Origin of the sequence: Saccharothrix coeruleofusca (genome assembly GCF_014648515.1) — a bacterium.
GTDB lineage: Bacteria > Actinomycetota > Actinomycetes > Mycobacteriales > Pseudonocardiaceae > Actinosynnema > Actinosynnema coeruleofuscum.
In genome coordinates this window covers 116,775-138,405 of record NZ_BMRG01000020.1, presented here as the reverse complement: position 1 = coordinate 138,405, position 21,631 = coordinate 116,775, and the positions used below count along the sequence as shown (strand labels likewise).

Sequence of the window (21,631 nt, the reverse complement as noted above, 5' to 3'; positions counted from 1 at the left end):
CGGTCGCGAGGTCGGTCACCGTGCTGCGGACCGGCCCGCAGGCGCTGGTGCAGGACCTGGGCAGGCCGGGGCACGCGCACCTGGGCGTGCCGCCGTCGGGCGCGCTGGACCGGCCGTCGCTGGCGCTGGCCAACCGGCTGGTGGGCAACCCCGAGGGCGCGGCGGGCCTGGAGGTGCTGCTGGGCGGGCTGGTGCTGCGGGCGAACGCGTCGTGCACGGTCGCGGTGACCGGCCCGTGGGCGCCGGTGCTGGTCAACGGCGTGCACCGGGACTCGCCGTGCCACCTGGCGCCGGGTGACGAGCTGGCCGTGGGCGCGCCCGAGGCGGGGTTGCGCTGCTACGTGGCGCTGTCCGGGGGTGTCGCGGTGCCCGCCGAGCTGGGCAGCCGCGCCACGGACCTGCTGTCGGGCATCGGCCCGGACCCGCTGCGCGACGGCGACGAGCTGCCGCTGGGCGACCCGGTGGGGCCGCCGGTCGGGGTGGACGTGCTGGTGCCCGCGCACGTGCCGGACGAGCTGGTCGTGCCGGTGGTGCTCGGTCCGCGCGACGACTGGTTCGACGGCGCGGCGCGGCAGCTCACGGCGGGCCGGTGGGTGGTATCGGACCGCGGCAACCGGGTCGGCCTGCGGCTGGACGGCACGGCGCTGCGCCGCGCGCCGGAGCACCTGGGCCGGGAGCTGCCCAGCGAGGGCCTGGTGACCGGCGCGGTGCAGGTGCCCGCCGACGGGCAGCCGGTGGTCTTCCTCGCCGACCACCCCACCACCGGCGGCTACCCGGTGATCGGCGTGGTGCCCGAGCCCGCGCTCCCCGCCCTGGCCCAGGTCCGCCCCGGCACCCCCCTGCGCCTGCAAGTACTACCCGCCCCGCCGGAACGGGCCGTTGACTACTACCCGGCCTAACTACCCGCGCGGACACGGGTAGTAGTTATGCGCTGGGAAAAGCCACCCCGGTAGTACTTGCCTGCGTCAGTAGTGGGACTCGTAGAGGGTGGTGAGGGTGGTGTGCAGGGCGGTGGAGTCGGGCAGGGACTTGCCGTCCAGGGTGTGCACGCGGGTGATCTTGCGGACGCTGGAGGCCAGGAACACGCCGTCGGCGGTGTAGAGGTCGTCCACCGCGATCGGCTCGACCTCGACGGTCCACCCGGCCCGCTCGGCCGCCTGGAACAGCGCCGCCTGCGTGGTGCCGGGCAGGATGCCCAGCGTCGACGGCGGCGTGGTCAGCGTCCGGCCGCGCGCCGCGATCAGCGTCGAGGTCGGCCCCTCCAGCACCGAGCCGGACGAGGTGGTGAACACGACCTCGGCCGCGCCGCGCCGCTCGGCCTCCCGCAGCGCCGCCATGTTGACCGCGTAGGACAGCGACTTCGCGCCCAGCAGCAGCCACGGGGCCCGCTCGGCCAGACCGGGCTCGATGCCCCGCTCCAGGGTCACCGCGGCCAGGCCCTCGGCGCGCTGGGCGAGCGCCTTGGCGGAGATCTCCATCCCCATGACGAACCCGGTGGGCGTGCCGTCGCCGCCCTCGATCCCCCGCGTGAGGACCGCCTTCAGGGCGACTTCCGCGCCACCGGTCCAGTTGTCCAGCACCACCCGCACGGCGCGCTCGAACGCCGCGCGGTCCGGCTCGGGCATGTCCAGCATGGCCGCCGACCGCGCCAGGCGGTCCAGGTGCGGACCCAGCTCGCGGGGCTTGCCGTCGACGGCCAGGATCGTCTCGAAGATCCCGTCGCCGCGCAGCAGGCCCAGGTCGTCGACCCGGACCAGCGGGGCGTCGGGGTCGGCCAGCGTTCCGTCCAGCAGTGCGAGCAGGCGCATAACGGCGAGCCTACTCACGGCCTACCATCGGAGCGGTGGAGACCGTGGGCGGCCAACAGGCACTGCGCAGGACCCTGCACGAACGCGGCATGAGGATGACCCCGCAGCGCCAGCTCGTCCTGGACGCGGTGCGCGAGCTGGGGCACGCCACGCCGGAGCAGATCTGCCAGCACGTGCAGCTCACCGCGCCCGCGGTCAACATCACCACGGTCTACCGCACGCTGGACCTGCTGGACCGGCTCGGCCTGGTCCGGCACACCCACCTGGGTCACGGCGCCCCCAACTACTCGGTCGACGAGCACGAGCACGTGCACCTGGTCTGCCACCGCTGCGGGCGGGTGGAGGAGGTGCCGTGCGAGGTGCTCGCGCCGGTCGGGGGAACACTGCGGGACCGCTACGGGTTCGAACTGGATGCCAGCCACCTCGCGCTGTCCGGCAGCTGCCGCGAGTGCTCGAAGGAGACCCCGTGACGTCACCGACGTTGACCACGCCAGGCGCCGTCGCGCCGTTCGACGGCAACCCCGACCAGGGCGTGCCGTGGCACTTCGGCGACCCGTTCGCCGAGCAGCGCTCGGCGGCCAGGTCGGTGGTGGTGGTGGACCGCTCGAACCGGGCGGTGCTGGCGGTGCCCGGCGCGGACCGGCTGGCCTGGCTGCACTCGCTGACCAGCCAGCACTTCACCGCGCTGGGCGAGGGCCGGGCTACCGAGATGCTGATCCTGGACGTGCAGGGCCGGGTCGAGCACCACGCCGCGGTGGCGAACCTGGACGGCGTGGTCTACCTCGACACCGAGGCCGAGACGGCGGCGCCGCTGCTGTCGTACCTGACCAAGATGGTGTTCTGGTCCAAGGTGGAGCCGCGCGACGCGACCGCCGAGCTGGCCGTGCTGACCCTGGTCGGCCCCGAGGCGACCGCGCCGCTGACCGCGCTGGGGCTGCCGGTGCCCGCCGGAGCGCTGGACGTGGTGGCGCTGCCCGAGGGCGGGTTCGCCCGGCGGGTGCCGTGGCCCGGTCAGGACGCGGTGGACCTGGTGGTGCCGCGCGGGGCGCTGGCCGACTGGTGGTCCCGGCTGACCGGCGCGGGCGCGCGACCGGCGGGCAGCTGGGCGTTCGAGGCGCTGCGGGTGGAGTCGCTGCGCCCCCGGCTGGGCGTGGACACCGACGAGCGCACCATCCCGCACGAGGTGAACTGGATCGGCTCGGCGGTGCACCTGGACAAGGGTTGCTACCGGGGCCAGGAGACGGTGTCGAAGGTGCACAACGTGGGCCGCCCGCCGCGGCGGATGCTGCTGCTGCACCTGGACGGCTCGCGCGAGGTGCAGCCGGAGACCGGCGACCCGGTGGTGTTCGGCGACCGGGTGGTCGGCCGGGTGGGCAGCGTGGCGCTGCACCACGAGCTGGGGCCGGTGGCGCTGGCGCTGGTCAAGCGGTCGGTGCCGGTGGACGCCGAGCTGCTGGTCGGCGCGGAGGACCGGGTCGTGCAGGCCAAGGCGGACCCGGACTCGGTGCCGCCGGACACCCCCGGACTGGGCCGGGAGGCGGCGCGCAAGCTCGGCCGGTAGGAGCTGCGGATTCGGGTTCTGTGCCACTATCACGGCATGTCCAGACCCGGTTCGCACGGCACGCTGCTCACCGTCGCCCCCACCGGGGCCGAGCACGCGAAGGCCGACGTCCCCGCGCTCCCCGTCACCCTGGAGGAGCTGGTCCGCACCGCCGAGGCGTGTGAGCAGGTGGGCGCGGCGATGGTGCACGTGCACATCCGCGGCGCCGACACCAGGCCGACGCTGGACCTGGGGCTGCTCAAGGAGACCGTGGCCGCGCTGCGCGAGCGCACCGGCCTGGTCGTGCAGCTGTCCACCGGCGGCGCGGTGACCGACCCGGAGGCCGACCGCCTGCGGGTGCTCGACGCCATGCCGGACTCGGCGTCCTGCACCATGGGCACGGTGAACTTCGGCGACGACGTGTTCATGAACCGCTGGGAGTTCATCGTCGCGCTGCACAAGGGGATGCAGGAGCGCGGCATCGTGCCGGAGTACGAGATCTTCGACCTGGGCCAGCTCGCCACGCTGCGCAGGCTGCTGGACAAGCACGGCCTGCCCGCGGGCGGCAAGGTGCACGTGGACCTGGTGATGGGCGTGCCGGGCGGGATGCCGGGCGACGCGGAGACCGTGGTGGCCGCGCTGCGGCTGCTGCCCGAAGGGGCTTCCTTCTCCGCCACCGGCATCGGGCGGACGTCGCTGCCGGTGATGCTGACGGCGTTGGCGGCGGGCGGTCACCTGAGGGTGGGCATGGAGGACACCCTCAGCTACGCGAAGGGGCAGCCGGTGCGGGACAACGCGCAATTGGTGGCCAGGGCCGCCGGATTGGCGCGAATCGCGCAGCGCCCGCCGCTCTCCGTTGCAGATGCACGTGCACTTTTGGGCGTGGGCAGTCCGGTACGGGTTTGAGACAACTTTGGAAGCAGGTTTGTGTTGGCGGGTGGGCAGGAACTACCTCAGGATGAGTACGTGATCGAGGTGCGTCCTGGCGGGCGCCGCCGAATTGACCGGGTGCTCGCCCCCGACTACACCGACGGCATCGAGCGGCTCCCGCTCGCCGCGGTGCGCGCCCTGCGCGACGAGGCCGCCCAGGAGGAGACCGACCTCTCCTACCTGAGGCGGCTGCTGCACGCCCGGATCGACATCCTGCGGGCCGAGCGGCAGCGGCGGGCCGAGGGCGGCTCGGCGGTGGTCGACCAGCTGGCGACCATCCTGGCCAGCAACGCGGTCGGCCCGGCCACCGGGCGGGGCCGCTACCAGATCCAGGAGCCCTCGCGGGCGGACGCGCACCAGCGGCACGTCGAGGCGCTGGTGGCGGACGTGGACCTGTCCGACGTGGGCGCGCTGTCGGACGGGAAGCTGGACCTGGCGCTGCGCACCTTCGTCAGCGAGGAGGCGTCGGTCTCCGGCAGGCGGCGCGAGGTGCAGGCCGTGGTGGACCGGCTCAACGCCGAGATCGCCGACCGCTACCAGAACGGCAGCGCGTCGGTGGACGAGCTGCTGGCGGCCGAGCGCGGCTGGCCCACCAACCCCGGACGTACCAAGGGCTGAGATCACACTCCCAGGATGTGAACGCACGACCTAGCGTGGCCGCATGGGCTACCGCTGGGTCGTGCTGGCTGTGGGTGCGGTGGCGCAGGGCGTCAACGCGGCGGTGTTCCTCGGGCTGCCCGCGATCACCCCGCAGCTGCGCGACCACTTCGGGCTGAGCCTGCCGCAGGTCGGCCTGCTGCTCGGCGCGGTGAACCTGGGCACCATGCTGGCCCTGGTGCCCTGGGGGGCGGTCGCCGACCGACGCGGCGAGCGCCTGGTGATGGCGGTCGGCGGGTTCGGCGCGGCGGGCTGCCTGGCGCTGGCCGGGCTGGACGGCCCGGTGGTGGCGGGCCTGGCGCTGGTGGCCGTCGGCCTGTTCGGCGCGAGCGTGAACGCGGCCAGCGGGCGGGCCGTGATGACCTGGTTCCCCGCCGACCGGCGCGGCTTCGCCATGGGCATCCGGCAGACCGCGACCCCGCTGGGCGCCGCGCTGACCGCCGTGGCGCTGCCCGCCGTGGCGGTCGCGGCGGGCGTGCCCTCGGCGTTCCTGGCGCTGGCCGGGGTCACCGCGCTGGTGGCGGTGGCCGTGGCGGTGTGGGTGCGGGAGCCGCCGGGCGCGGTGCGCTCCCGGCACGGGCACGGCGTGGTGCTGGCCGACCGCAGGCTGATCCGGCTGAGCGCGGCCAGCGGCCTGCTGGTGGTGCCGCAGTTCACCGCCGCGTCGCTGGTGGTGGAGCTGCTGCACGAGCACCGCGGCGTCGCGGTCGGGGTGGCGGCCGGGCTGTTCGCGGTGGCCCAGGTCGCGGGCGGGCTGGGCAGGCTCGCGGTGGGCGTGTGGTCGGACCGGGTGGCCAGCAGGCTGGGGCCGCTGCGGCTGGTCAGCGTGGCGGTCGCGGTGGGCTTCGGGCTGTGCGCGGCGCTGGACCGGGCCCCGGTGTGGCTGCTGTGCGCGGCGCTGCTGCCGACCGCGGCGCTGGCGCTGTGCTGGAACGGGCTGGCGGTGACCGCGGCGGGCGAGCTGGCGCCGGAGGGGCGCGGCGGGACGGCGCTGGGGATGCAGAACACGGCGAACTACCTCGGCGCCGCGCTGACCCCGCCGGTGGCCGGGTGGGTGGCGGTGAGCCTGGGGTGGCCGGTGGCGCTGCTGCTGGCCGCGGTGGCCGCGGTGGCGGCCCGGCTGCTGCTGGACCACCGGCTGGGGACGCCACTGGTGGTGTGAACGCCTGCCGGGTGAGCGCTACCCGTGGCGCTCCCGGCGGGCCAGCTCGCCCCAGAACTCCCGCAGGCTCTCGTAGCGCAGGGCGACCTCCTCGGCGTCGCCCGCCTCCAGCGCGTCCACGATGGCGTTCACGTCCTGCGCGGAGGTGTCCTCCAGCAGGTCCTCGTCGGCGATGAGCTGCACCAGGCCGCCGTAGTCCAGCTCCACCGCCGAGGCCGGGTCGAAGTGGTCCAACCAGCGGCCGGTGTCGGCGAGCACCTTGGCCGGACCGTCGTCGCCGATGGACTCCCGCACCACGCGCAGCGCCCGCGCCACCCGCTGCCGGGCGTCCGCCATGGACGCCCGCCACGACACCTGCCGCTCGGGGTCCTCGCGCGGGGCCAGCACCACCCGCCGGGCGTTCGGGTCGACCAGGGTGAACCAGGGCAGCGGCACGGTCCACGTGGTGGAGATGACGTGCACCGCGCCCGAGGTCAGCTCCGCCATCACCGACGTGGCCCGCGCGCGGACCGTCTCCGGCTCCACGGTCAGCGCCTGGTCGCGCAGCGGGCCGCCCGCAGTGGCCAGGAAGCCGATCAGCGCCACCGCCGAGCGGGGCCTCAGGTCCAGCGGGCACACCAGCGGGCCCTCGCCCACCTCCCCCGGCACCTCGGCCGGGGACAGCGCCAGCACGTCGAAGGGGGCGTCGGGGGCGACGCCCCCGTCGGACCGCTCACCGGGCAGCAGCCGGGGCGGACGGGCCAACTGTGATCGCAACCACAGCTCACGTTCCCGCTCGCCTGCCTCCGCACGGCTCAAAGGGCCCGCTTCCAGTGCTTTTCGCACTCGCGCCGCCAACTGTGCGTCAAGGGCCGACAGCGGTTCGTACACCCTGAGGTAGGCGACGAACGGTCGAGGCACCTGTGCATCCTCCCACGCGGAGATTTGGCGGCACGTGTCACGCCTACCGCGTCGCGGGGAACCCCTTCGACACGGTACGGTAGTTACCAGGAACTAGTTGTCGAGACGAGTGGGGCCGCCGTTCCCCCGGCCGCCCCCGTCCCTGTGCGAGGGGGTCGAGCCATGGGGCGCGGCCGAGCTAAGGCCAAGCAGACGAAGGTGGCGAGGGAGCTGAAGTACAGCTCTCACAACACCGACTTCGAGGCCTTGCAACGCGAGTTGTCCGGCGATTCCGATAGCGGTCGCCGTACCGAAGACCGCTTCGATGATCCGTCGGACGACGATTACGACGACTACCGTCGCTGACGAATCCACACCCGCGTCACAGGTCGGGCTGCCGGTGACCACCGGCAGCCCGACCTGTGACGCGGCCTCACATCACATCGCCCTGGCGTACTGCTTCGGCGGGGTGATCCGCGCCCCGAGCTGCGCTGCCGCGTGCAGCGGCCAGTACGGGTCGCGGAGCAGCTCCCGCCCGAGCAGCACCAGGTCGGCCGCGCCGTCGGCGAGCACCTGCTCGGCTTGGCGCGCCTCGGTGATCAGACCGACCGCGGCGGTCGGCACGTCCGCCTTGCGGCGCACGGCCTCCGCGAACGGCACCTGGTAACCGGGGCCGACCGGGATGTCGGCCGTGGGGACGTTGCCCCCCGTGGAGACGTCCACCAGGTCGGCGCCGACCTCGGCCAGGTCACGGGCGAGGCGCACGGTGTCCTCGGCGGTCCAGCCGCCCTCGACCCAGTCCGTGGCCGAGACGCGCACGAAAACGGGCACGTCCTCGCCCACGGCGGCGCGCACCGCCGCGGTGACCTCGCGCGTCAGCCGGGTGCGACCGGCGAAGTCGCCGCCGTAGCCGTCGGTGCGCCGGTTGCTCAGCGGCGACAGGAACTGGTGCAGCAGGTAGCCGTGCGCCGCGTGCACCTCGACGACCTGGAAGCCCGCGGCGACGGCCCGCTCGGCGGCGGCGGCGAAGTCCGCGACGACCTCGGCGATGCCCGCCTCGTCCAGGGCGACCGGTTCGCGGTAGGTCTCGTGGAACGCCAGCGCGCTGGGCGCGACCGGGGTCCAGCCGCCCTCCTCGTCGGGCACGCCGCCGTCCTCGTCGGCGAACGGCGAGTAGGTCGAGCCCTTGCGACCGGCGTGCGCCAGCTGCACGCCCGCCACCGCGCCGTGGGCGCGGATGAACTCGGTGATCGGCCGCCAGGCGGCGGCCTGCTCGTCGTTCCACAGGCCGGTGTCCTGGGGCGAGATCCGGCCGACGGCCTGCACCGCGGTGGCCTCGGCCAGCACCAGGCCCGCGCCGCCGATGGCGCGGGAGCCCAGGTGCACCAGGTGCCACTGGTCGGGCAGGCCGTCCCGCGCGGAGTACTGGCACATGGGGCTGACCCCGATGCGGTTGGGCAGGGTGGTGCCGCGGATGGTCAAGGGCGCGAACAGGTGACTCACCGAGCGCTCCTCCAAGTTCGGGTCTTTGGTTGCCTTCTACAGGTCCAAGGTCCCGGATCGGACAGGTGTTCCCGGTCGTGACGACCGTCCCACTGCGCGGGAGCAGGCACATTCCATTCGAATAGGTATTGCCCGTGCATTCGCACGTGATCTTGGGGGTGGGCGAACCCGGCAAAACGCCGATCGGTAGAGCGCGAGTTACGCCCAATCGGGTGTACTGTCCGGATCACGTTCGGGGAGAGCATCACTTGCCCGCCGCCGGTCGCCGCTCAATTCAGTTCCCGCCGGTCTCACAGTAACAGGACCCACATGCTGCCCATGCCGACCACCACGACGCCCGAACCCGTGTGGCCCCGCAACAGCCTGCTGGGCCGTCTGCGCGAGCAGACCCGACAAGAGCTGCTCGGCCTGGGCACCAGCGTCCGGTACGCCGCCGACCGCGAAGTCATCGAACAGGACGCGAAGGACACCCACGTCCTCCTGCTGCTCGAAGGCGTGGTCAAGGTGCAGACCACCGACGAGACCGGGGACACCGCGCTGCTGGCCATCCGGGTCGCGGGCGACCTGGTCGGCGAGATGGCCGCGCTGGACCAGAAACCGCGCTCGGCCACCGTCGTCACCTGCGGCGAGGTGACCGCGAAACTCATCACCAGCGGCGAGCTGGTGGGCTTCCTGCACCGCCGCAACGACGTCTTCGTCGAATTGATCGGCATGATCAACGACCGGTTGCGCTGGGCGAACCAGCGCCGCCGCGATTTCCTCTCCTACCCCGCCGCGGAACGGGTGGCGCGAGTGCTGGTGGAATTGGTGCAGACGTACGGCAAGGAAGAGCAGAACGGTTGGGTGCTGGGAATTCCGCTCACCAAGGTGGAACTCGCCTCCATCGCCGGGATGAAGCCGCGCACCGCGGAGAAGGCGTTCAGCGATCTGCGCAAAGCCGGGGTGGTGCTCAGCCACCTGCGGCGGGACGTGCTGGTGCCCGACCTGGAAGCGCTGCGGAAATTCGCCGGCTTCTGACCGCGAATCCGCACTCCTACGGCTCGGTGTGCGCGGTGGTGCCCCACGCTGGCCGTGCGAACCCGCACCCACCCGGCGGAAGGGCCCGACCATGAGCGATGCCGCGTTCCGGCGCAGCCTGCTGGTCTGCTGCGACCTGCGGCGCTACAGCGCAGCCGACGACCACCTGCAGCGGGCGCTGCAGGAACTGCTGGTGCAGAGCCTGGACAGAGCGGGGCGCGCGGCGGGCCTGGACCGCGCCCGGTGGGTGCGCCAGCCCAAGGGCGACGAGGAGTGGGCCGTGCTGCCGCCGGACACGCCCGAGCCGCTGGTGGTCGACCGGTACGTGCGGGAGCTGGACGCCGAGCTGCGCTCGGTCAACCGCTACCGGGTGCCCGAGGCCAAGCTGCGGATGCGCCTGGCCGTCCACTTCGGCGTGACCGCGCAGGGCGCCAACGGCTTCCCCGGCCAGGACGCGGTGCTGGTCAGCAGGCTGCTCGACAGCCCGGTCGCCAAGCGGGCGCTGGAGCAGGCCCCCGACGCGGACCTGGTCGTGGTGCTGTCCGAGGTGGTCTACGACTCGCTGGTGCGGGCGGGCCGCACCACGCTCGACCCCGCCGCGTTCCGGCGCGTCGCGGTGTCGGTGAAGGACTTCACCGGGCACGCCTGGCTGTGGCTGCCCAGCGGGAACGCGCACGCCCTGCGGCTGGAGGAGCCCGCGCCCCCGCCGAGCTCGCCCTCGGTGGTCCAGCACGCCACCGCCAGCGGCGGCTCGACCGTGGTGCAGGCCGGGCGGGACGCCCACATGCCCACCCAGCGCGCCGACGTGGTCCAGCACTTCGACCGCAACGACCAGCGCGGTTCGCACTTCGGACCGGTCTACGGCGCGGGCCGGGACGGCGGCTGACGCGGGACGCGCGGGTCAGGGCGGGGTGAGGTAGCCGAGCTGGTGGGCCTTGAGGGCGGGGTCGGCGACGCCGACCTCCCAGCGGGCGCCCGCCTCGGTCCAGGCGGACGGGTGGGTGCGGACCACCACGACGGCCGGGCGGCGCTGGGTGCGAGCCGCCTCGCGGGCCGCGCGGTAGGCGGCGGGCAGCGCGTCCAGGTCGGCTGCGGGGAACACGGCGCAGCCCAGTGACGCGGCGTGCGCGGCGAAGTCGGCGCGCGGCGGGTCGGCGTGCGCGGTCAGGCAGTCCGGGTACAGGTTGTTGAAACCCGCCGCGCCGTGCTGGTTCTGCAACCGGTGGATGACCGCGTAGCCGTCGTTGTCGCACACCACCGCCACGAACCCGTGGCCCGCGAACGCCGCCGAGAACAGCTCCGAGTTCAGCATCAGGTACGACCCGTCACCCAGCAGGGTGGTCACCACGCCCTCGGGCCGGGCGATCGCCGCGCCCCACGCCCCGGCCAGCTCGTAGCCCATGCACGAGAACCCGTACTCGACGTCCATGGTGGCCGCCCCGACCGCCCGCCAGCCGCCGACCAGCTCGCCGGGCAGCCCGCCGGAAGCGGTCATCACGTAGTCCGCCGCCTCGGACAGCTCGTTGACCACGCCGACGACCTGCGCGTACGTCGGCAGCCCCGGCTTGGGCTCGCGCAGCGAGTCGACGTAGCAGTCCCACGCGGCGCGCTCCACGGCGGCGCGGGCCGACCACGCCTTGTCCGCGCGCCAGTCGCCGAGCAGGTCGGTCAGCTCCCGCAGCGCCTCGTCCGCGTCGCCGACCACGGACAGCGCCCCGTGCTTCACCGCGTCGAACCGGGCCGCGTTCACCGCCACCAGCCGCACCTCCGGCGAGAACACCGTCCACGACGCGGTGGTGAAGTCCTGCAACCGGGTGCCGACCGCCAGCACCACGTCCGCGGCACCGGCCAGGGTGTTGGCCGACGCGGAGCCGGTGACGCCCAGCGGTCCGACGTGCAGCGGGTGGGCGTGCGGGACCAGCGTGCGGCCCGCCGTCGTCTCGGCCACCGGCAGCAGGTGCCGCTCGGCGAACCGCACCGCCCGCCCGGCCGCGCCGGAGTAGCGGACGCCGCCGCCGAGCAGCAGCAGCGGCTTGCGGGCCGCGCGCAGCACCTCGCCCGCCCGGCCCAGCGCCGCGGTGTCCGGGCGGGGGCGCGGCGGGCGGTGCAGCACCGGCGCGAACAGCGCGTCCGGGAAGTCGTGCGACTCGGCCTGCACGTCCTGCGGCAGCGCCAGCACCACCGGGCCGCAGTCGGCCGGGTCGGTCAGCACCCGCGCCACCTGCGGCAGCGCGGCCACCAGCTGCTCGGGCCTGGTGATCCGGTCGAAGTAGCGGCTCACCGCGCGGAAGGCGTCGTTGGCCGTCGCGGTCGCGTCGCCGAAGTGCTCGACCTGCTGCAGCACCGGGTCCGGGGCGCGGCTGGCGAACACGTCGCCGGGCAGCAGCAACAGCGGCAGCCGGTTGGCGTGCGCGACGCCCGCCGCCGTCACCATGTTCAGCGCGCCCGGCCCGATCGAGGACGTGGCCACGCCCACCTGGCGGCGGTGGGTGGCCTTGGCCACGCCCACGGCGGCCAGCGCCATGCCCTGCTCGGTGTGCCCCCGCCACACCGGCAGCCGGTCGCGCACTTCCGCCAGCGCGGCGCCCACGCCGAGCACGTTGCCGTGCCCGAAGATGGCGAACACGCCGGGGAACAGCGGTCCCTCGGAGCCGTCGGGGAGCTCGGCGCGCTGCGCCAGCAGCCAGCGGACCAGCGCCTGAGCCGTGGTGAGCCTCATCCCGCCCGCCCTCCAGCGGTCGTCACCGGGCAGCGCGGGTCGGCCGCCCGCCCGGCCCAGGTGTCCCGGACCCAGCTGTGCGCGGGGTCGTCGCGGAACGCCATCGACCGCTCGGCGCCCGACCCGGCCAGCACGTTCAGGTAGTACAGGGGGTAGCCGGGGGCGGCCACGCACGGCCCGTGGTAGCCGCGCGGGACCAGGAACACGTCGCCGTCGCGCACCACCACGTCCTCGTCGATCGCGCCGTCGTCGGCGTAGGTGCGGTGCAGCGCGAAACCCTCGCGGGAGGGGGTCACGCCGTCCCGCCCGGCCACGCGGAAGTAGTAGACCTCCTCGTTGGCCACCGGGCAGGTCTCGTCGTGCTTGTGCGGCGGGTAGGACGACCAGTTGCCGTCCGGGGTGATCAGCTCGCAGGCCATGAGCCGGTCCGCGTGGTCCCACGCGCCGGGCACGCCGAAGTTGGTGACCTGCCGGGTGGCGTTGCCCGCGCCGCGCACCTCGACCGGCACGCCCTCCGCCGGGCCGTACCGCGCGGGCAGCCTGCGCTCGCAGCGCGCCATCGGCAGGGCGACCTCCGCCCCGTCCTCCGCGCCGCCCCCCGCACCGTCCTTCGCGGACAGCGTGACCGTGGCGTCCCTGGGCACGTAGGCGAAGTCGGTGACGCGGGTGAACACGCTGTCCCGGCCCGCCAGCTCGAACCGCTCGCCGTCCACCTCGACCGCGCAACCACCCGACAGCGGCAGCACGAACGCCTCGAACACGCCGGTGCGGATCGTGCGCGGCACGCCGGGGCGCAGCAGCAGCACCCGCAGCCCGACGCGGGCCCACCCGGCGTCGTCGGGGGACAGGCGCACCGCGTCCGCGCCGTCGGCCAGCGTCCCGAGCGGTCGGTGCAGGCGCATCACCCGGCCACCCCCAGCAGCCGCTCGACCTCGGCCGGGGTCGGCATGGCGTCCGCGCAGGCCAGCCGCGAGGCGACCAGCGCGCCCGCCGCGTTGGCGTAGCGGGCGGCGCGCACCGCGTCCCAGCCCGCCAGCAGGCCGTGCGCCAGCGCCCCGCCGAACGCGTCGCCCGCGCCCAGCCCGCACACCACCTCCACCCGGTGCGGCGGCACGGTGCGGGAACCCTCGGCGGTGGCCACCAGGACACCTTCCGCGCCCCGCTTCACCACCGCCAGCCGAACACCCCGGTCGAGCAGCCGGGCGGCGGCCTCCTCGGGGTCCGCCGTGCCCACCACCACCTCGACCTCGGCGCGGTTGCCCACGGCCACCGTCACGTGGTCGAGCATCCAGCCGATCTCCCGGCGCGCGGTGGCCGCGTCCGGCCAGAACACCGGTCGGTGGTCCAGGTCGAGCACGGTGTGCGCGCGGCGGGCCCGGTGCTCCAGCACCCGGCGCTGGGTGCTGCGGGCCGGTTCGGCGCACACCCCGGTGCCGGTGACCCACAGCAGCGGCACCTCGGCCACCACGTCCCACGGCACGTCCGCGTCCTCCAGCGCCAGGTCCGGGGCGAGCGGGGCGCGGTAGAACAGCAGCGGCGGGTCCTCCGGCGGGTCCAGCGCGCAGAACACCACCGGCGTCCGCAACCCCTCGGCGGTGCCCACGAACTCCGGCGACACGCCGAAGCCCGCCAGCGCCGAGCGCACGTACGGGCCGAACCCGTCCGGCCCGACCTTGGTCAGCACCGCCGCCCGGCGGCCCAGCCGGGCGGCGGCCACCGCGACGTTGGTCGCCGTGCCGCCCAGCGACTTGGCGAACGTGCGCACCCCGGCCAGCGGCACCCCGCTCTGTTCCGGGTACAGGTCCACCCCCACCCGGCCGATGGCCAGCACCTCGGGCATCACGGGTCCACGCCCCGCAGCTCGTGGGCCAGCTCCGCCAGCTCCGCGCCGCCCGCCATCTGCCGGGTCAGCTCCTCCACGCCGATCTCGGACTTGTCGTGGCAGCCCAGCGCCCGCCCCCGCTTGAGCAGCAGGAACCGGTCGCCGACCGGGTAGGCGTGGTGCGGGTTGTGGGTGATCAGCACGACGCCCAGCCCCCGGTCGCGGGCCCGCGCCACGTGCCTGAGCACCAGCCCGGCCTGCTTCACGCCCAGCGCGGCGGTCGGCTCGTCCAGGATCAGCACCCGCGCGCCGAAGTGCACCGCCCGCGCGATGGCCACGCACTGCCGCTCGCCGCCGGACAGCGTGCCCACCGGCTGCTCCACGTCGCGCAGGTCGATGCCCATGTCGGCCAGCGCGCGGCGGGTGACCTCGCGGGCCTTCCCCCGGTCCAGGAACGGCCCCCTGCGCGGTTCGGAGCCGAGGAAGAAGTTGCGCCACACGCTCATCAGCGGCACCACGGCCAGGTCCTGGTGGACCGTGGCGACGCCCCGGTCCAGCGCGTCGCGGGGCGAGGAGAACCGAACCGGCCGCCCGTCCACCAGCAACTCGCCCTCGTCGTGCCGGTGCACCCCGGCCAGCACCTTGATCAGCGTGGACTTGCCCGCGCCGTTGTCGCCCAGCACGCAGGTGACCTCGCCCGCGTTGACCACCGCGGACACGCCGCGCAGCGCGATGACGCTGCCGTAGGTCTTGCCCACGCCCCTGACCTCGATGAGGGGAGTCATCGCCGCACCCTCTCCGCCCGCCGCCGCAGCGCGTTGTTGACCAGCACGGCGGCCAGCAGCATCACGCCGAGGAACAGCTGGAACCAGTCGCTGTTCCAGTTGGCGTAGACGATGCCCTGGCGGGCCATGCCGAAGATCAGCGCGCCGACCGCCGCGCCCACCGCCGAGCCGAAGCCGCCGGTGAGCAGGCAGCCGCCGATCACCGCGGCGATGATGAACTGGAACTCCAACCCGATGCCCTGGTTGGCCTGCACGCTGGTGAACCGCAGGATGTTGATCGAGCCGACCAGCCAGGCCGCGCCCGCCGTGGCGGTGAACAGCACCACCTTGGTCCGCCGCACCGGCACGCCGACCGCGCGCGAGACGGCCGCCGAGCCGCCCACCGCGAACACCCAGTTGCCGAACCTGGTCCGCAGCAGCACCACCGACGCCACCGCGGTGGCCACCAGCCACCACACGATGGAGACGGGGAACCTGGTGCCGCCCAGCGAGAACGTCGAGGCGAACACGAAGCCCGCCGACTCGTAGCCGGGCGCGGCGCGCATCCCGGAGACCTGCACGGTGCCGGTCACCAGCCGCGTCACGCCCAGGTTCAGCCCCTGCAGCGCCAGGAAGGTGCCCAGCGTGACGATGAAGCTGGGCAGCCCGGTGCGCACCACCAGCCACCCGTTGAGCGCCCCCACGGCCAGCGCGAACAGCAGCGACGCCAGCAGCGCCCACCACACGTTCCAGCCCAGCCTGGTGGACAGCACGGCGGTGACCAGCGCGGTGGACGCGGTCATCACGCCCGCCGACAGGTCGAACTCGCCGCCGATCATCAGCAGCGCCACGGCCACCGCCACGACGCCCAGCGTGGAGGCGTCGTCCAGCCAGGTCGCCACGCCCGCCGGGCTGAGGAACCGCTCGGTCACCACCGAGAAGAACGCGAACACCACCAGCGCGCCCAGCAGCGCGCCGACCTCCGGCCGCGGCACCAGCCGGTCCAGCAGCCCGGACGCGCGCAGCCGCTCGTCGGCCCCGGACACCTCCGCCACCACCGGCGTCACCGCGTGCCGCGCTTGGCGTACTCGGCGACCCTGTCCACGTTGTCCCGGTCGACGAAGCCGGGGCCGGTGAGCACGGGCCTGCCGCCGCCCAGGGTGTTGGCGTTGTCCCGGTACAGCTTGAGCATCACGATCGGCAGGTAGCCCTGCTGGTACTGCTGCTGGTCCACGGCGAACAGCACGTCACCGGCCTTGATCGCCTCGGCCACGTCCGGGTTGAGGTCGAAGGTGGCCACCGCCGCCTCCGCCGACGCCCCCTCGACCGCGCTGACCGCGTGCACCGCCACCTGCGGGTTCAGCGCGAGCACCGCGTCCACCGCGGTGTCGGTCTGCAGCGCGCCCTTGATGCGCGCCTCGGTGTCGGTGGGGTTGTTGATGTCCACCTGGAGCGTGGCGACCGTGCCGCCGAACCCGGCCCGCGCGCCGTCGCAGCGCTGGTTGAGGCCGATGTTGCCCGCCTCGTGGATCACGCACAGCAGCTTGCCCCGGCCCGCGTCCCTGAGCTTGCGCCCGGCCTGCTCACCGGCCAGCGCCTCCTCCTGGCCGACGTGGGCGAGCGCGCCGAACGCGGCGCTGCGGTCGCCACCGGAGTTGATGGTGACCACCGGGATGCCCGCCCGGACCGCGTTGCGCACCGAGGTCTCCAGCGCGTCCGGGTTGGCCATCGACACCACGATGCCGCCGACCTGTTGGGAGACCGCGTTGTCGACCAGGGTGGCCTGCTTGCCGGGGTCGCCGTCGGAGTTGTAGTCCACCACCACGCCCAGTTGCTCCCCGGCGGCCGTGGCGCCGTTCTTGACCACGTTCCAGAACGCGTCGCCCGCCGTGCCGTGGGTGATCACCGCGACGCGCAGCTGCCCGTCCGGGGCGGTGGCCGCGTCCGTGGTGGTGCCGTCCACCGCGGCGGGGCCGCTGCACGCGACCAGCAGCGCGGTGGCCGCGACCGCGGTGGCCAGCTTGCCGGTAGGGGTCATCGTCTCTCCTGTCCGGTGAACCGGGTGAGGTGGGCCAGGCTGCGCGCGGTGTCCCGCACCGGCTCGTCCACCGCGTCGCCCTCGGTCAGCGCGGTGTCCTGCTCCAGCACCAGCCAGCCGCTGTAACCGTTGTCGCGCAGCAGTTCCACCAGTCCCCGCACGTCCACGTCGCCGTCGCCGAGCGGCACGTACATCCGCTGCCGCACCGCCTCGGCGTAGCCGGTCCGCCCGGCGCGCACGGCGGCGGCGAGGTCGGCGCGCACGTCCTTGAGGTGCACGTGCCCGATCCGGTCGGGGAAGCGGTGGGCCAGCTCCACCGGGTCCGCGCCGCCGATGAGCAGGTGGCCGGTGTCCAGGCACAGCGGCAGGTCCGAGTCGGCGAGGAAGCGCTCGACCTCGTCGGCGCGCTCGACGTGCGTGCCCACGTGCGGGTGCAGCACCGCGCGCAGGCCGTGCCGGGCCGCCCGGTCGCGGACCCGCGCCGCGTTGTCGACCAGCTCGCGCCACTGCGCGCCGGTCAGCTCGGGCCGCTCGTCGTAGCCGTCCAGACCGGTGGCGGCGGCCAGCACCAGCACCTCGCCGCCCGCCGCGGCGAGCCGGTGGGCCACCTCCGCCGCTTCGTCCACTGTGGACCGATCGTGCAGGGTGACCGCGAGGAAACCGCCGACCAGCGCGAGCCCGTGCTCGTCCAGCAGCGCTCTGAGTGCGGCGGGATCGGACGGCAGGTAGCCCGGCGGGCCCAGCTCGGTGGCGGCCAGGCCGAGGGAGGCCATGCCCGCCAGCACGGTCGCGGGGTCGAGCACCCGGCCCCAGCCGGGCACCTCGCAGACGCCCCAGGAGATCGGCGCTCCCGCGATCCTCACGCAGGCACCTCCGCGTTCAGCCGCACCGGGGCGCCGCAGCGCCGGGACGCCTCGCACGCCTCCGCGAGCCGGAGGCTGATCAAACTCTCCCGCGCGGGCGACGGATTCGCCACCCCGCCCGCGACCACACCGGCGAAGACCGCCACCTCGTTGAGGTAGGCGCGGTGGAAGCGCTCCGGGAACCCGGAGTAGGCGTGCGGCCCCGCCTGCGGGCCGCCGGGCTCCAGCGAGGTCAGCGGGGTCCGCTCGTCCAGCCCCACGGCCAGGCAGTCGCGGCTGCCCAGCACCTCGATGCGGTGGTCGTAGCCCAGCGGGTCGTGCCTGCCGCCCGCCAGCGTGGCGTGCGCGCCGCCCGCGAACCTCAGCAGCACCACGGCGTTGTCCACGTCGTCGGCGTCGGCGAAGGCGCGGTCCACCAGCACCGAGCCGGAGGCGTAGACCTCCACCACCGGCTCGCCGACCAGCCACGGCACCGCGTCCAGGTCGTGGATCAGCAGGTCGCGGAAGATGCCACCGGACCGCGGCAGGTAGGCGGGGTCCGGCGGTCTGGCGTCGTTGCCCAGCGCCCGCACCAGGTACACCTCGCCGACCTCGCCCGCGCGCAGCCTGCGGCGCAGCTCCGCCACGGCGGGGTCGAACCGCCGCTGGAACCCCACCAGCACCTCGACGCCGGACGCCTCCACCTCCGCGATCAGCGCCCGCATCTCGTCGACGTGGGCGGCGATCGGCTTCTCGCACAGCGTCGGCACGCCCGCCGCGAGCGCCGCGCGCAGCAGCGCGGGGTGCGTGGTGGTCGGCGTCGCGAGCAGCACGCCGTCGCAGGCGGCGAGCAGGGTGTCCAGGTCGCCCACCGCCCTGGTGCCCGGCAGGCGGGCCGACGCCGCTTCCGCCCGGCCGGGCGCCGGGTCGAACAGCAGCACCTCGTCGACCTCCGGCAACCCCGCGAGGTTGGTCGCGTGCATCGTGCCGATCCGACCGACTCCGGCAACCCCGATCCGCATCCGCTGGTCTCCGTCCTGGTGGGAGGGCCGATTCGGTAGAGCGCTCTACTGCGGGAACACCTCATGCTGTAACCTGCGTCACACTGGTGTCAAGGCGGCGTCCCGCGGAGGTCCGGGTGGCCAGACCGACGATGGAGGACGTGGCGCGGCGGGCCGGGGTCTCCCGCGCGCTGGTGTCGCTGGTGATGCGGGAATCCCCCAAGGTGAGCCCCCAGCGCCGCGCGGCGGTGCTCAAGGCGGCCCAGGAGCTGGGCTACTCGCCGCACGCCATGGCCCGCTCGCTGGCCAGCCGCACCTCCCGCGTGCTCGGCGTGATGCTGTCGGACCTGCACAACGCCTTCTTCGCCGAGGTCGTCGACGGCATCGACGAGGTGGCGCGGAGCCAGGGCTTCGACCTGATCATCAACACCGGCGGGCGGTCGCCCGCGCGCGAGCGGCGCGCGCTGGAGAGCCTGCTGTCGTTCCGCCCGGCGGGACTGGCCCTGCTGTCCCCGGTGGTGCCGATGTCGGCCATCGGCCGCGCGGCCGACCAGACCGCCGTCGCACTGGTGGCACGATCCTCACGGTTGTCCACTGTGGACACGGTCAACGACGACGGCGAGCGCGGCATCGGGCTGGCCGTGGACCACCTGGTGTCGTTGGGGCACAAGCGGATCGCCCACCTCGACGGCGGACGCGGCAGCCAGGCGGCGATCCGCCGCCGCGGCTACCTCGCCGCCATGGCGCGGCACGGGCTCGCGCCGCGCGTGGTGGCTAGCGAGTACACCGACGCCGCGGGCGCGCGGGCGGTGCGGGAACTGGCGCCCGACATGCCGACGGGAATCGTGTCCTGCAACGACTTCAACGCCGTCGGCGCGATCTCGGCGTTGGCGGAGGCCGGGTTCCGGGTGCCGCGCGACGTGTCCGTGGTCGGCTACGACAACACCTCGCTGGCGGCGCTGCGGCACGTGTCGCTGACCACGGTCGACCAGCCGCGCGAGGAGTTCGGCAGGCTCGCGGCGCAAGCGCTGCTGCAACGGGTGCGGGGCGAGCGGGCGGAACCCGTGCGGCACCTGCTGCGCCCGTCCCTGGTGGTCCGCGCGACCACCGCGCCGCCGGGCGGAACCCCGAACCATTCCTGACCAATGGGACCGGAGCACACCTCCGCGCGCCGTCGTCGTAGTCTCGCCCGGAGGTGATCAGTGCCTGGTCCGCACTGTGGTCCTCACCTCCCGATCCGCGTGGTCGGACGTGGCGCTCCCGTGCGCGGAGACATCCCGCTCCCGCGCCAGGGGTTCCGGTCGTGGTCGTCCTGGAGGTGCCAGTGAGTGGGCTCGCGTGGCAGCTGGTGGTCGTCGCGTCGACGGGCGCGGTATTAGCCGTGTCCACCTTCCCCGGTCACGCGCTGCCGCTCGGCGTGGCGCTGGTGGTCGGCGCGCTGCTGGCCCTCTGGGCGCGCGCGCGGAACCACGGCCTGCGGTCGGGTGAGCTCACCGCCCTGGTGCGCTACCGCGAGGCGCTGCTGCGCGGCGTCGAGGAAGGCGTGCTCGCGCTCGACCCCCGGCACCGGATCACCCTGGTCAACGACCGGGCGCGGGAGCTGCTGGCGCTGCCCGCCGACTGCGTCGGCCGGTCGGTGCACGAGCTGGGCTTCGACGAGCGGGTCCGCGACGCGCTCACCGGCCGGTCCCCCCGGCCGGACCAGCTGCTGCTCGGCCGCGGCCGGGTGGTCGTGCTGACCCACGTGCCGCTGGACGCGCACAGCGCGGTGGTGACGGTCAGGGACCGCACCGAGCTGACCGCCCTGCGGCAGGAGCTGGACGCCTGCCGCCGCGCCACCGACGCGCTGCGCGCGCAGGCCCACGAGTTCAGCAACCGCCTGCACGCCATCGCGGGCCTGGTGGAGATGGGCCGGTTCGACGAGGTGCGCGGGTTCATCGAGCGGATCGGCGGCGCGCAGGGCCGGTGGCACGCCGAGGTCCGCGAGCACATCGCCGACCCGGCCGTGGCGGCGCTGCTGATCGCCAAGTCCGGCCTGGCCGGGGAGCGCGGCGTCGGGCTGCGGCTGTCGCCGGGCAGCGCGCTGGGCGAGGTGGACGAGGCGCTGTCCACGGACCTGGTGACCGTGCTGGGCAACCTGGTCGACAACGCCGTGGACGCGCTGGGCGGCTCCGGCGGGTGGGTCGAGGTGTCCGTGCGCGAGGACGACGACGAGGTGCTCGTGGTGGTGCGGGACTCCGGGCCCGGCGTGGCCCCGGAGCTGGCCGACGAGGTGTTCCGGCACGGGTTCACCACCAAGGCGGGCCAGCAGGGGGCGCGCGGCCTGGGGCTCGCCCTGACCCGGCAGACCTGCCTGCGCCGCGGCGGTTCGGTGCGCGTGCACAACGACGGCGGCGCCGTCTTCACCGCCCACCTCCCCACATCGGCAAGTACTACCCGGTGCGCCCCAGGGGGCCGGTAACTACTACCGGGCAGGCCCCAACGCTCGGTTCGCGTGGCCTGGAGGGTGAACTCGGGGGTCAGTCCCAGCTGGAGGGGCGGCGGGACTGCTTGGTCCGGGAGCGCTGCTTCTTGGCGGCGATGCGGCGTTCCTGGGAGCCCTTGGTGGGCTTGGTGGCGCGGCGCACCGCCGGGGGCGCGGCGGCGGCGTCGCGCAGCAGGCGGGCCAGGCGCTCGCGGGCGGCCTGGCGGTTCTGCAGCTGGGCGCGGTGCTCGCTGGCCACGACGGTGACCACACCGCCGGTGAGGCGGTTGTGCAACCTGCCGAGCATCCGGGTGCGCAGCCAGTCCGGCACGGACGGCGAGGCAGCCAGGTCGAACGAGAGCTCGACCCGGCTGTCCGCCGTGTTCACGCCCTGGCCGCCGGGGCCGGACGACCGGGAGAAGCGCTCGCGCAGCTCACCCGCCGGGATCACCAGCGTGCGCGTCACGGTCAAGTCGTCGGCCACG

Annotated in this window: 23 protein-coding genes; 11 read left to right on the top strand and 12 right to left on the bottom strand. The window is 74.5% G+C overall.

Translation table 11 applies throughout. The features are described from left to right. Positions 1-20: 20 nt before the first annotated feature. Positions 21-899 (top strand): 5-oxoprolinase subunit C family protein, encoded by an 879-nt coding sequence (locus IEZ00_RS31750; protein WP_189227076.1) that lies wholly within the window; start codon positions 21-23, stop codon positions 897-899. A 66-nt stretch (positions 900-965) separates the two neighbouring features. Here the strand turns inward: IEZ00_RS31750 and IEZ00_RS31745 are convergent, their stop codons facing one another. Further along, positions 966-1,808, bottom strand: a complete 843-nt coding sequence (locus IEZ00_RS31745; protein ID WP_189227053.1) for an aminodeoxychorismate lyase — start codon at positions 1,806-1,808, stop codon at positions 966-968. A gap of 89 nt (positions 1,809-1,897) precedes the next feature. Between IEZ00_RS31745 and IEZ00_RS31740 the strand changes: the two genes are divergently transcribed. From IEZ00_RS31740 to IEZ00_RS31720, 5 genes are read left to right on the top strand one after another with little or no spacing between them, the layout of a single operon-like run. After that, the gene (locus tag IEZ00_RS31740; RefSeq protein ID WP_189227075.1) at positions 1,898-2,278 is read left to right on the top strand and encodes a Fur family transcriptional regulator; all 381 of its coding nucleotides are present in this window, start codon (positions 1,898-1,900) and stop codon (positions 2,276-2,278) included. Further along, the gene (gene ygfZ / locus IEZ00_RS31735) at positions 2,275-3,369 is read left to right on the top strand and encodes a CAF17-like 4Fe-4S cluster assembly/insertion protein YgfZ (protein WP_189227052.1); all 1,095 of its coding nucleotides are present in this window, start codon (positions 2,275-2,277) and stop codon (positions 3,367-3,369) included. The genes IEZ00_RS31740 and ygfZ overlap by 4 nt, the downstream gene beginning before the upstream one ends. A 36-nt stretch (positions 3,370-3,405) precedes the next feature. Continuing rightward, on the top strand, positions 3,406-4,254 hold the full coding sequence (locus IEZ00_RS31730; protein WP_189227051.1) for a beta-keto acid cleavage family enzyme: 849 nt from the start codon (positions 3,406-3,408) through the stop codon (positions 4,252-4,254). A gap of 60 nt (positions 4,255-4,314) precedes the next feature. Further along, positions 4,315-4,896 carry an RsiG family protein gene (locus IEZ00_RS31725; RefSeq protein WP_189227050.1) on the top strand — a complete coding sequence of 194 codons (582 nt, stop codon included), beginning with the start codon at positions 4,315-4,317 and terminating at the stop codon, positions 4,894-4,896. A gap of 43 nt (positions 4,897-4,939) precedes the next feature. Beyond that, positions 4,940-6,097: an MFS transporter gene (locus tag IEZ00_RS31720; protein ID WP_189227049.1), complete on the top strand. Its 1,158-nt coding sequence runs from the start codon at positions 4,940-4,942 to the stop codon at positions 6,095-6,097. A gap of 18 nt (positions 6,098-6,115) precedes the next feature. Here the strand turns inward: IEZ00_RS31720 and IEZ00_RS31715 are convergent, their stop codons facing one another. Next, on the bottom strand, positions 6,116-6,997 hold the full coding sequence (locus tag IEZ00_RS31715) for a DUF8083 family protein (protein ID WP_189227048.1): 882 nt from the start codon (positions 6,995-6,997) through the stop codon (positions 6,116-6,118). 162 nt (positions 6,998-7,159) lie between these two features. On the opposite strand from IEZ00_RS31715, the gene IEZ00_RS31710 reads away from it, so the two are divergent. Beyond that, positions 7,160-7,342, top strand: a complete 183-nt coding sequence (locus IEZ00_RS31710) for a DUF3073 domain-containing protein (RefSeq protein ID WP_189227047.1) — start codon at positions 7,160-7,162, stop codon at positions 7,340-7,342. A 72-nt stretch (positions 7,343-7,414) separates the two neighbouring features. Here the strand turns inward: IEZ00_RS31710 and IEZ00_RS31705 are convergent, their stop codons facing one another. After that, complete coding sequence (locus IEZ00_RS31705) at positions 7,415-8,479, bottom strand: NADH:flavin oxidoreductase/NADH oxidase (protein WP_189227046.1); 1,065 nt, start codon at positions 8,477-8,479, stop codon at positions 7,415-7,417. A 309-nt stretch (positions 8,480-8,788) separates the two neighbouring features. Between IEZ00_RS31705 and IEZ00_RS31700 the strand changes: the two genes are divergently transcribed. Then, on the top strand, positions 8,789-9,496 hold the full coding sequence (locus tag IEZ00_RS31700) for a Crp/Fnr family transcriptional regulator (RefSeq protein ID WP_189227045.1): 708 nt from the start codon (positions 8,789-8,791) through the stop codon (positions 9,494-9,496). A 91-nt stretch (positions 9,497-9,587) separates the two neighbouring features. Further along, positions 9,588-10,382 carry a hypothetical protein gene (locus tag IEZ00_RS31695; protein WP_189227044.1) on the top strand — a complete coding sequence of 265 codons (795 nt, stop codon included), beginning with the start codon at positions 9,588-9,590 and terminating at the stop codon, positions 10,380-10,382. Positions 10,383-10,397: 15 nt separating this feature from the next. Here the strand turns inward: IEZ00_RS31695 and iolD are convergent, their stop codons facing one another. Genes iolD through IEZ00_RS31655 form a run of 8 tightly spaced genes read right to left on the bottom strand, consistent with a single transcriptional unit; the run spans position 10,398 to position 18,703 of the window. Continuing rightward, entirely contained in the window at positions 10,398-12,215 is a 1,818-nt protein-coding gene (gene iolD, locus IEZ00_RS31690) for a 3D-(3,5/4)-trihydroxycyclohexane-1,2-dione acylhydrolase (decyclizing) (protein ID WP_189227043.1), read from the bottom strand. Continuing rightward, the gene (gene iolB, locus IEZ00_RS31685) at positions 12,212-13,120 is read right to left on the bottom strand and encodes a 5-deoxy-glucuronate isomerase (RefSeq protein ID WP_189227042.1); all 909 of its coding nucleotides are present in this window, start codon (positions 13,118-13,120) and stop codon (positions 12,212-12,214) included. Before iolB ends, iolD begins: the two co-directional genes overlap by 4 nt. Continuing rightward, on the bottom strand, positions 13,117-14,055 hold the full coding sequence (gene iolC, locus IEZ00_RS31680) for a 5-dehydro-2-deoxygluconokinase (protein ID WP_189227041.1): 939 nt from the start codon (positions 14,053-14,055) through the stop codon (positions 13,117-13,119). Before iolC ends, iolB begins: the two co-directional genes overlap by 4 nt. Then, positions 14,055-14,822, bottom strand: a complete 768-nt coding sequence (locus IEZ00_RS31675; protein ID WP_189227040.1) for an ATP-binding cassette domain-containing protein — start codon at positions 14,820-14,822, stop codon at positions 14,055-14,057. The genes iolC and IEZ00_RS31675 overlap by 1 nt, the downstream gene beginning before the upstream one ends. Then, on the bottom strand, positions 14,819-15,847 hold the full coding sequence (locus tag IEZ00_RS31670) for an ABC transporter permease (protein ID WP_189227039.1): 1,029 nt from the start codon (positions 15,845-15,847) through the stop codon (positions 14,819-14,821). The genes IEZ00_RS31675 and IEZ00_RS31670 overlap by 4 nt, the downstream gene beginning before the upstream one ends. 17 nt (positions 15,848-15,864) lie before the next feature. Further along, on the bottom strand, positions 15,865-16,839 hold the full coding sequence (locus tag IEZ00_RS31665) for a sugar ABC transporter substrate-binding protein (RefSeq protein WP_189227038.1): 975 nt from the start codon (positions 16,837-16,839) through the stop codon (positions 15,865-15,867). Further along, complete coding sequence (locus IEZ00_RS31660) at positions 16,836-17,702, bottom strand: TIM barrel protein (RefSeq protein ID WP_189227037.1); 867 nt, start codon at positions 17,700-17,702, stop codon at positions 16,836-16,838. The genes IEZ00_RS31665 and IEZ00_RS31660 overlap by 4 nt, the downstream gene beginning before the upstream one ends. Then, entirely contained in the window at positions 17,699-18,703 is a 1,005-nt protein-coding gene (locus IEZ00_RS31655) for a Gfo/Idh/MocA family protein (RefSeq protein ID WP_189227036.1), read from the bottom strand. Before IEZ00_RS31655 ends, IEZ00_RS31660 begins: the two co-directional genes overlap by 4 nt. 116 nt (positions 18,704-18,819) lie before the next feature. Between IEZ00_RS31655 and IEZ00_RS31650 the strand changes: the two genes are divergently transcribed. Together IEZ00_RS31650 and IEZ00_RS31645 are read left to right on the top strand one after the other, a co-directional pair. Then, the gene (locus IEZ00_RS31650) at positions 18,820-19,824 is read left to right on the top strand and encodes a LacI family DNA-binding transcriptional regulator (RefSeq protein WP_189227035.1); all 1,005 of its coding nucleotides are present in this window, start codon (positions 18,820-18,822) and stop codon (positions 19,822-19,824) included. Between the two features lie 182 nt (positions 19,825-20,006). After that, positions 20,007-21,143 carry a sensor histidine kinase gene (locus IEZ00_RS31645; RefSeq protein WP_306344710.1) on the top strand — a complete coding sequence of 379 codons (1,137 nt, stop codon included), beginning with the start codon at positions 20,007-20,009 and terminating at the stop codon, positions 21,141-21,143. A gap of 58 nt (positions 21,144-21,201) precedes the next feature. Here the strand turns inward: IEZ00_RS31645 and arfB are convergent, their stop codons facing one another. Beyond that, entirely contained in the window at positions 21,202-21,630 is a 429-nt protein-coding gene (gene arfB, locus IEZ00_RS31640) for an alternative ribosome rescue aminoacyl-tRNA hydrolase ArfB (RefSeq protein WP_189227033.1), read from the bottom strand. Between the last annotated feature and the right edge of the window lies 1 nt (position 21,631).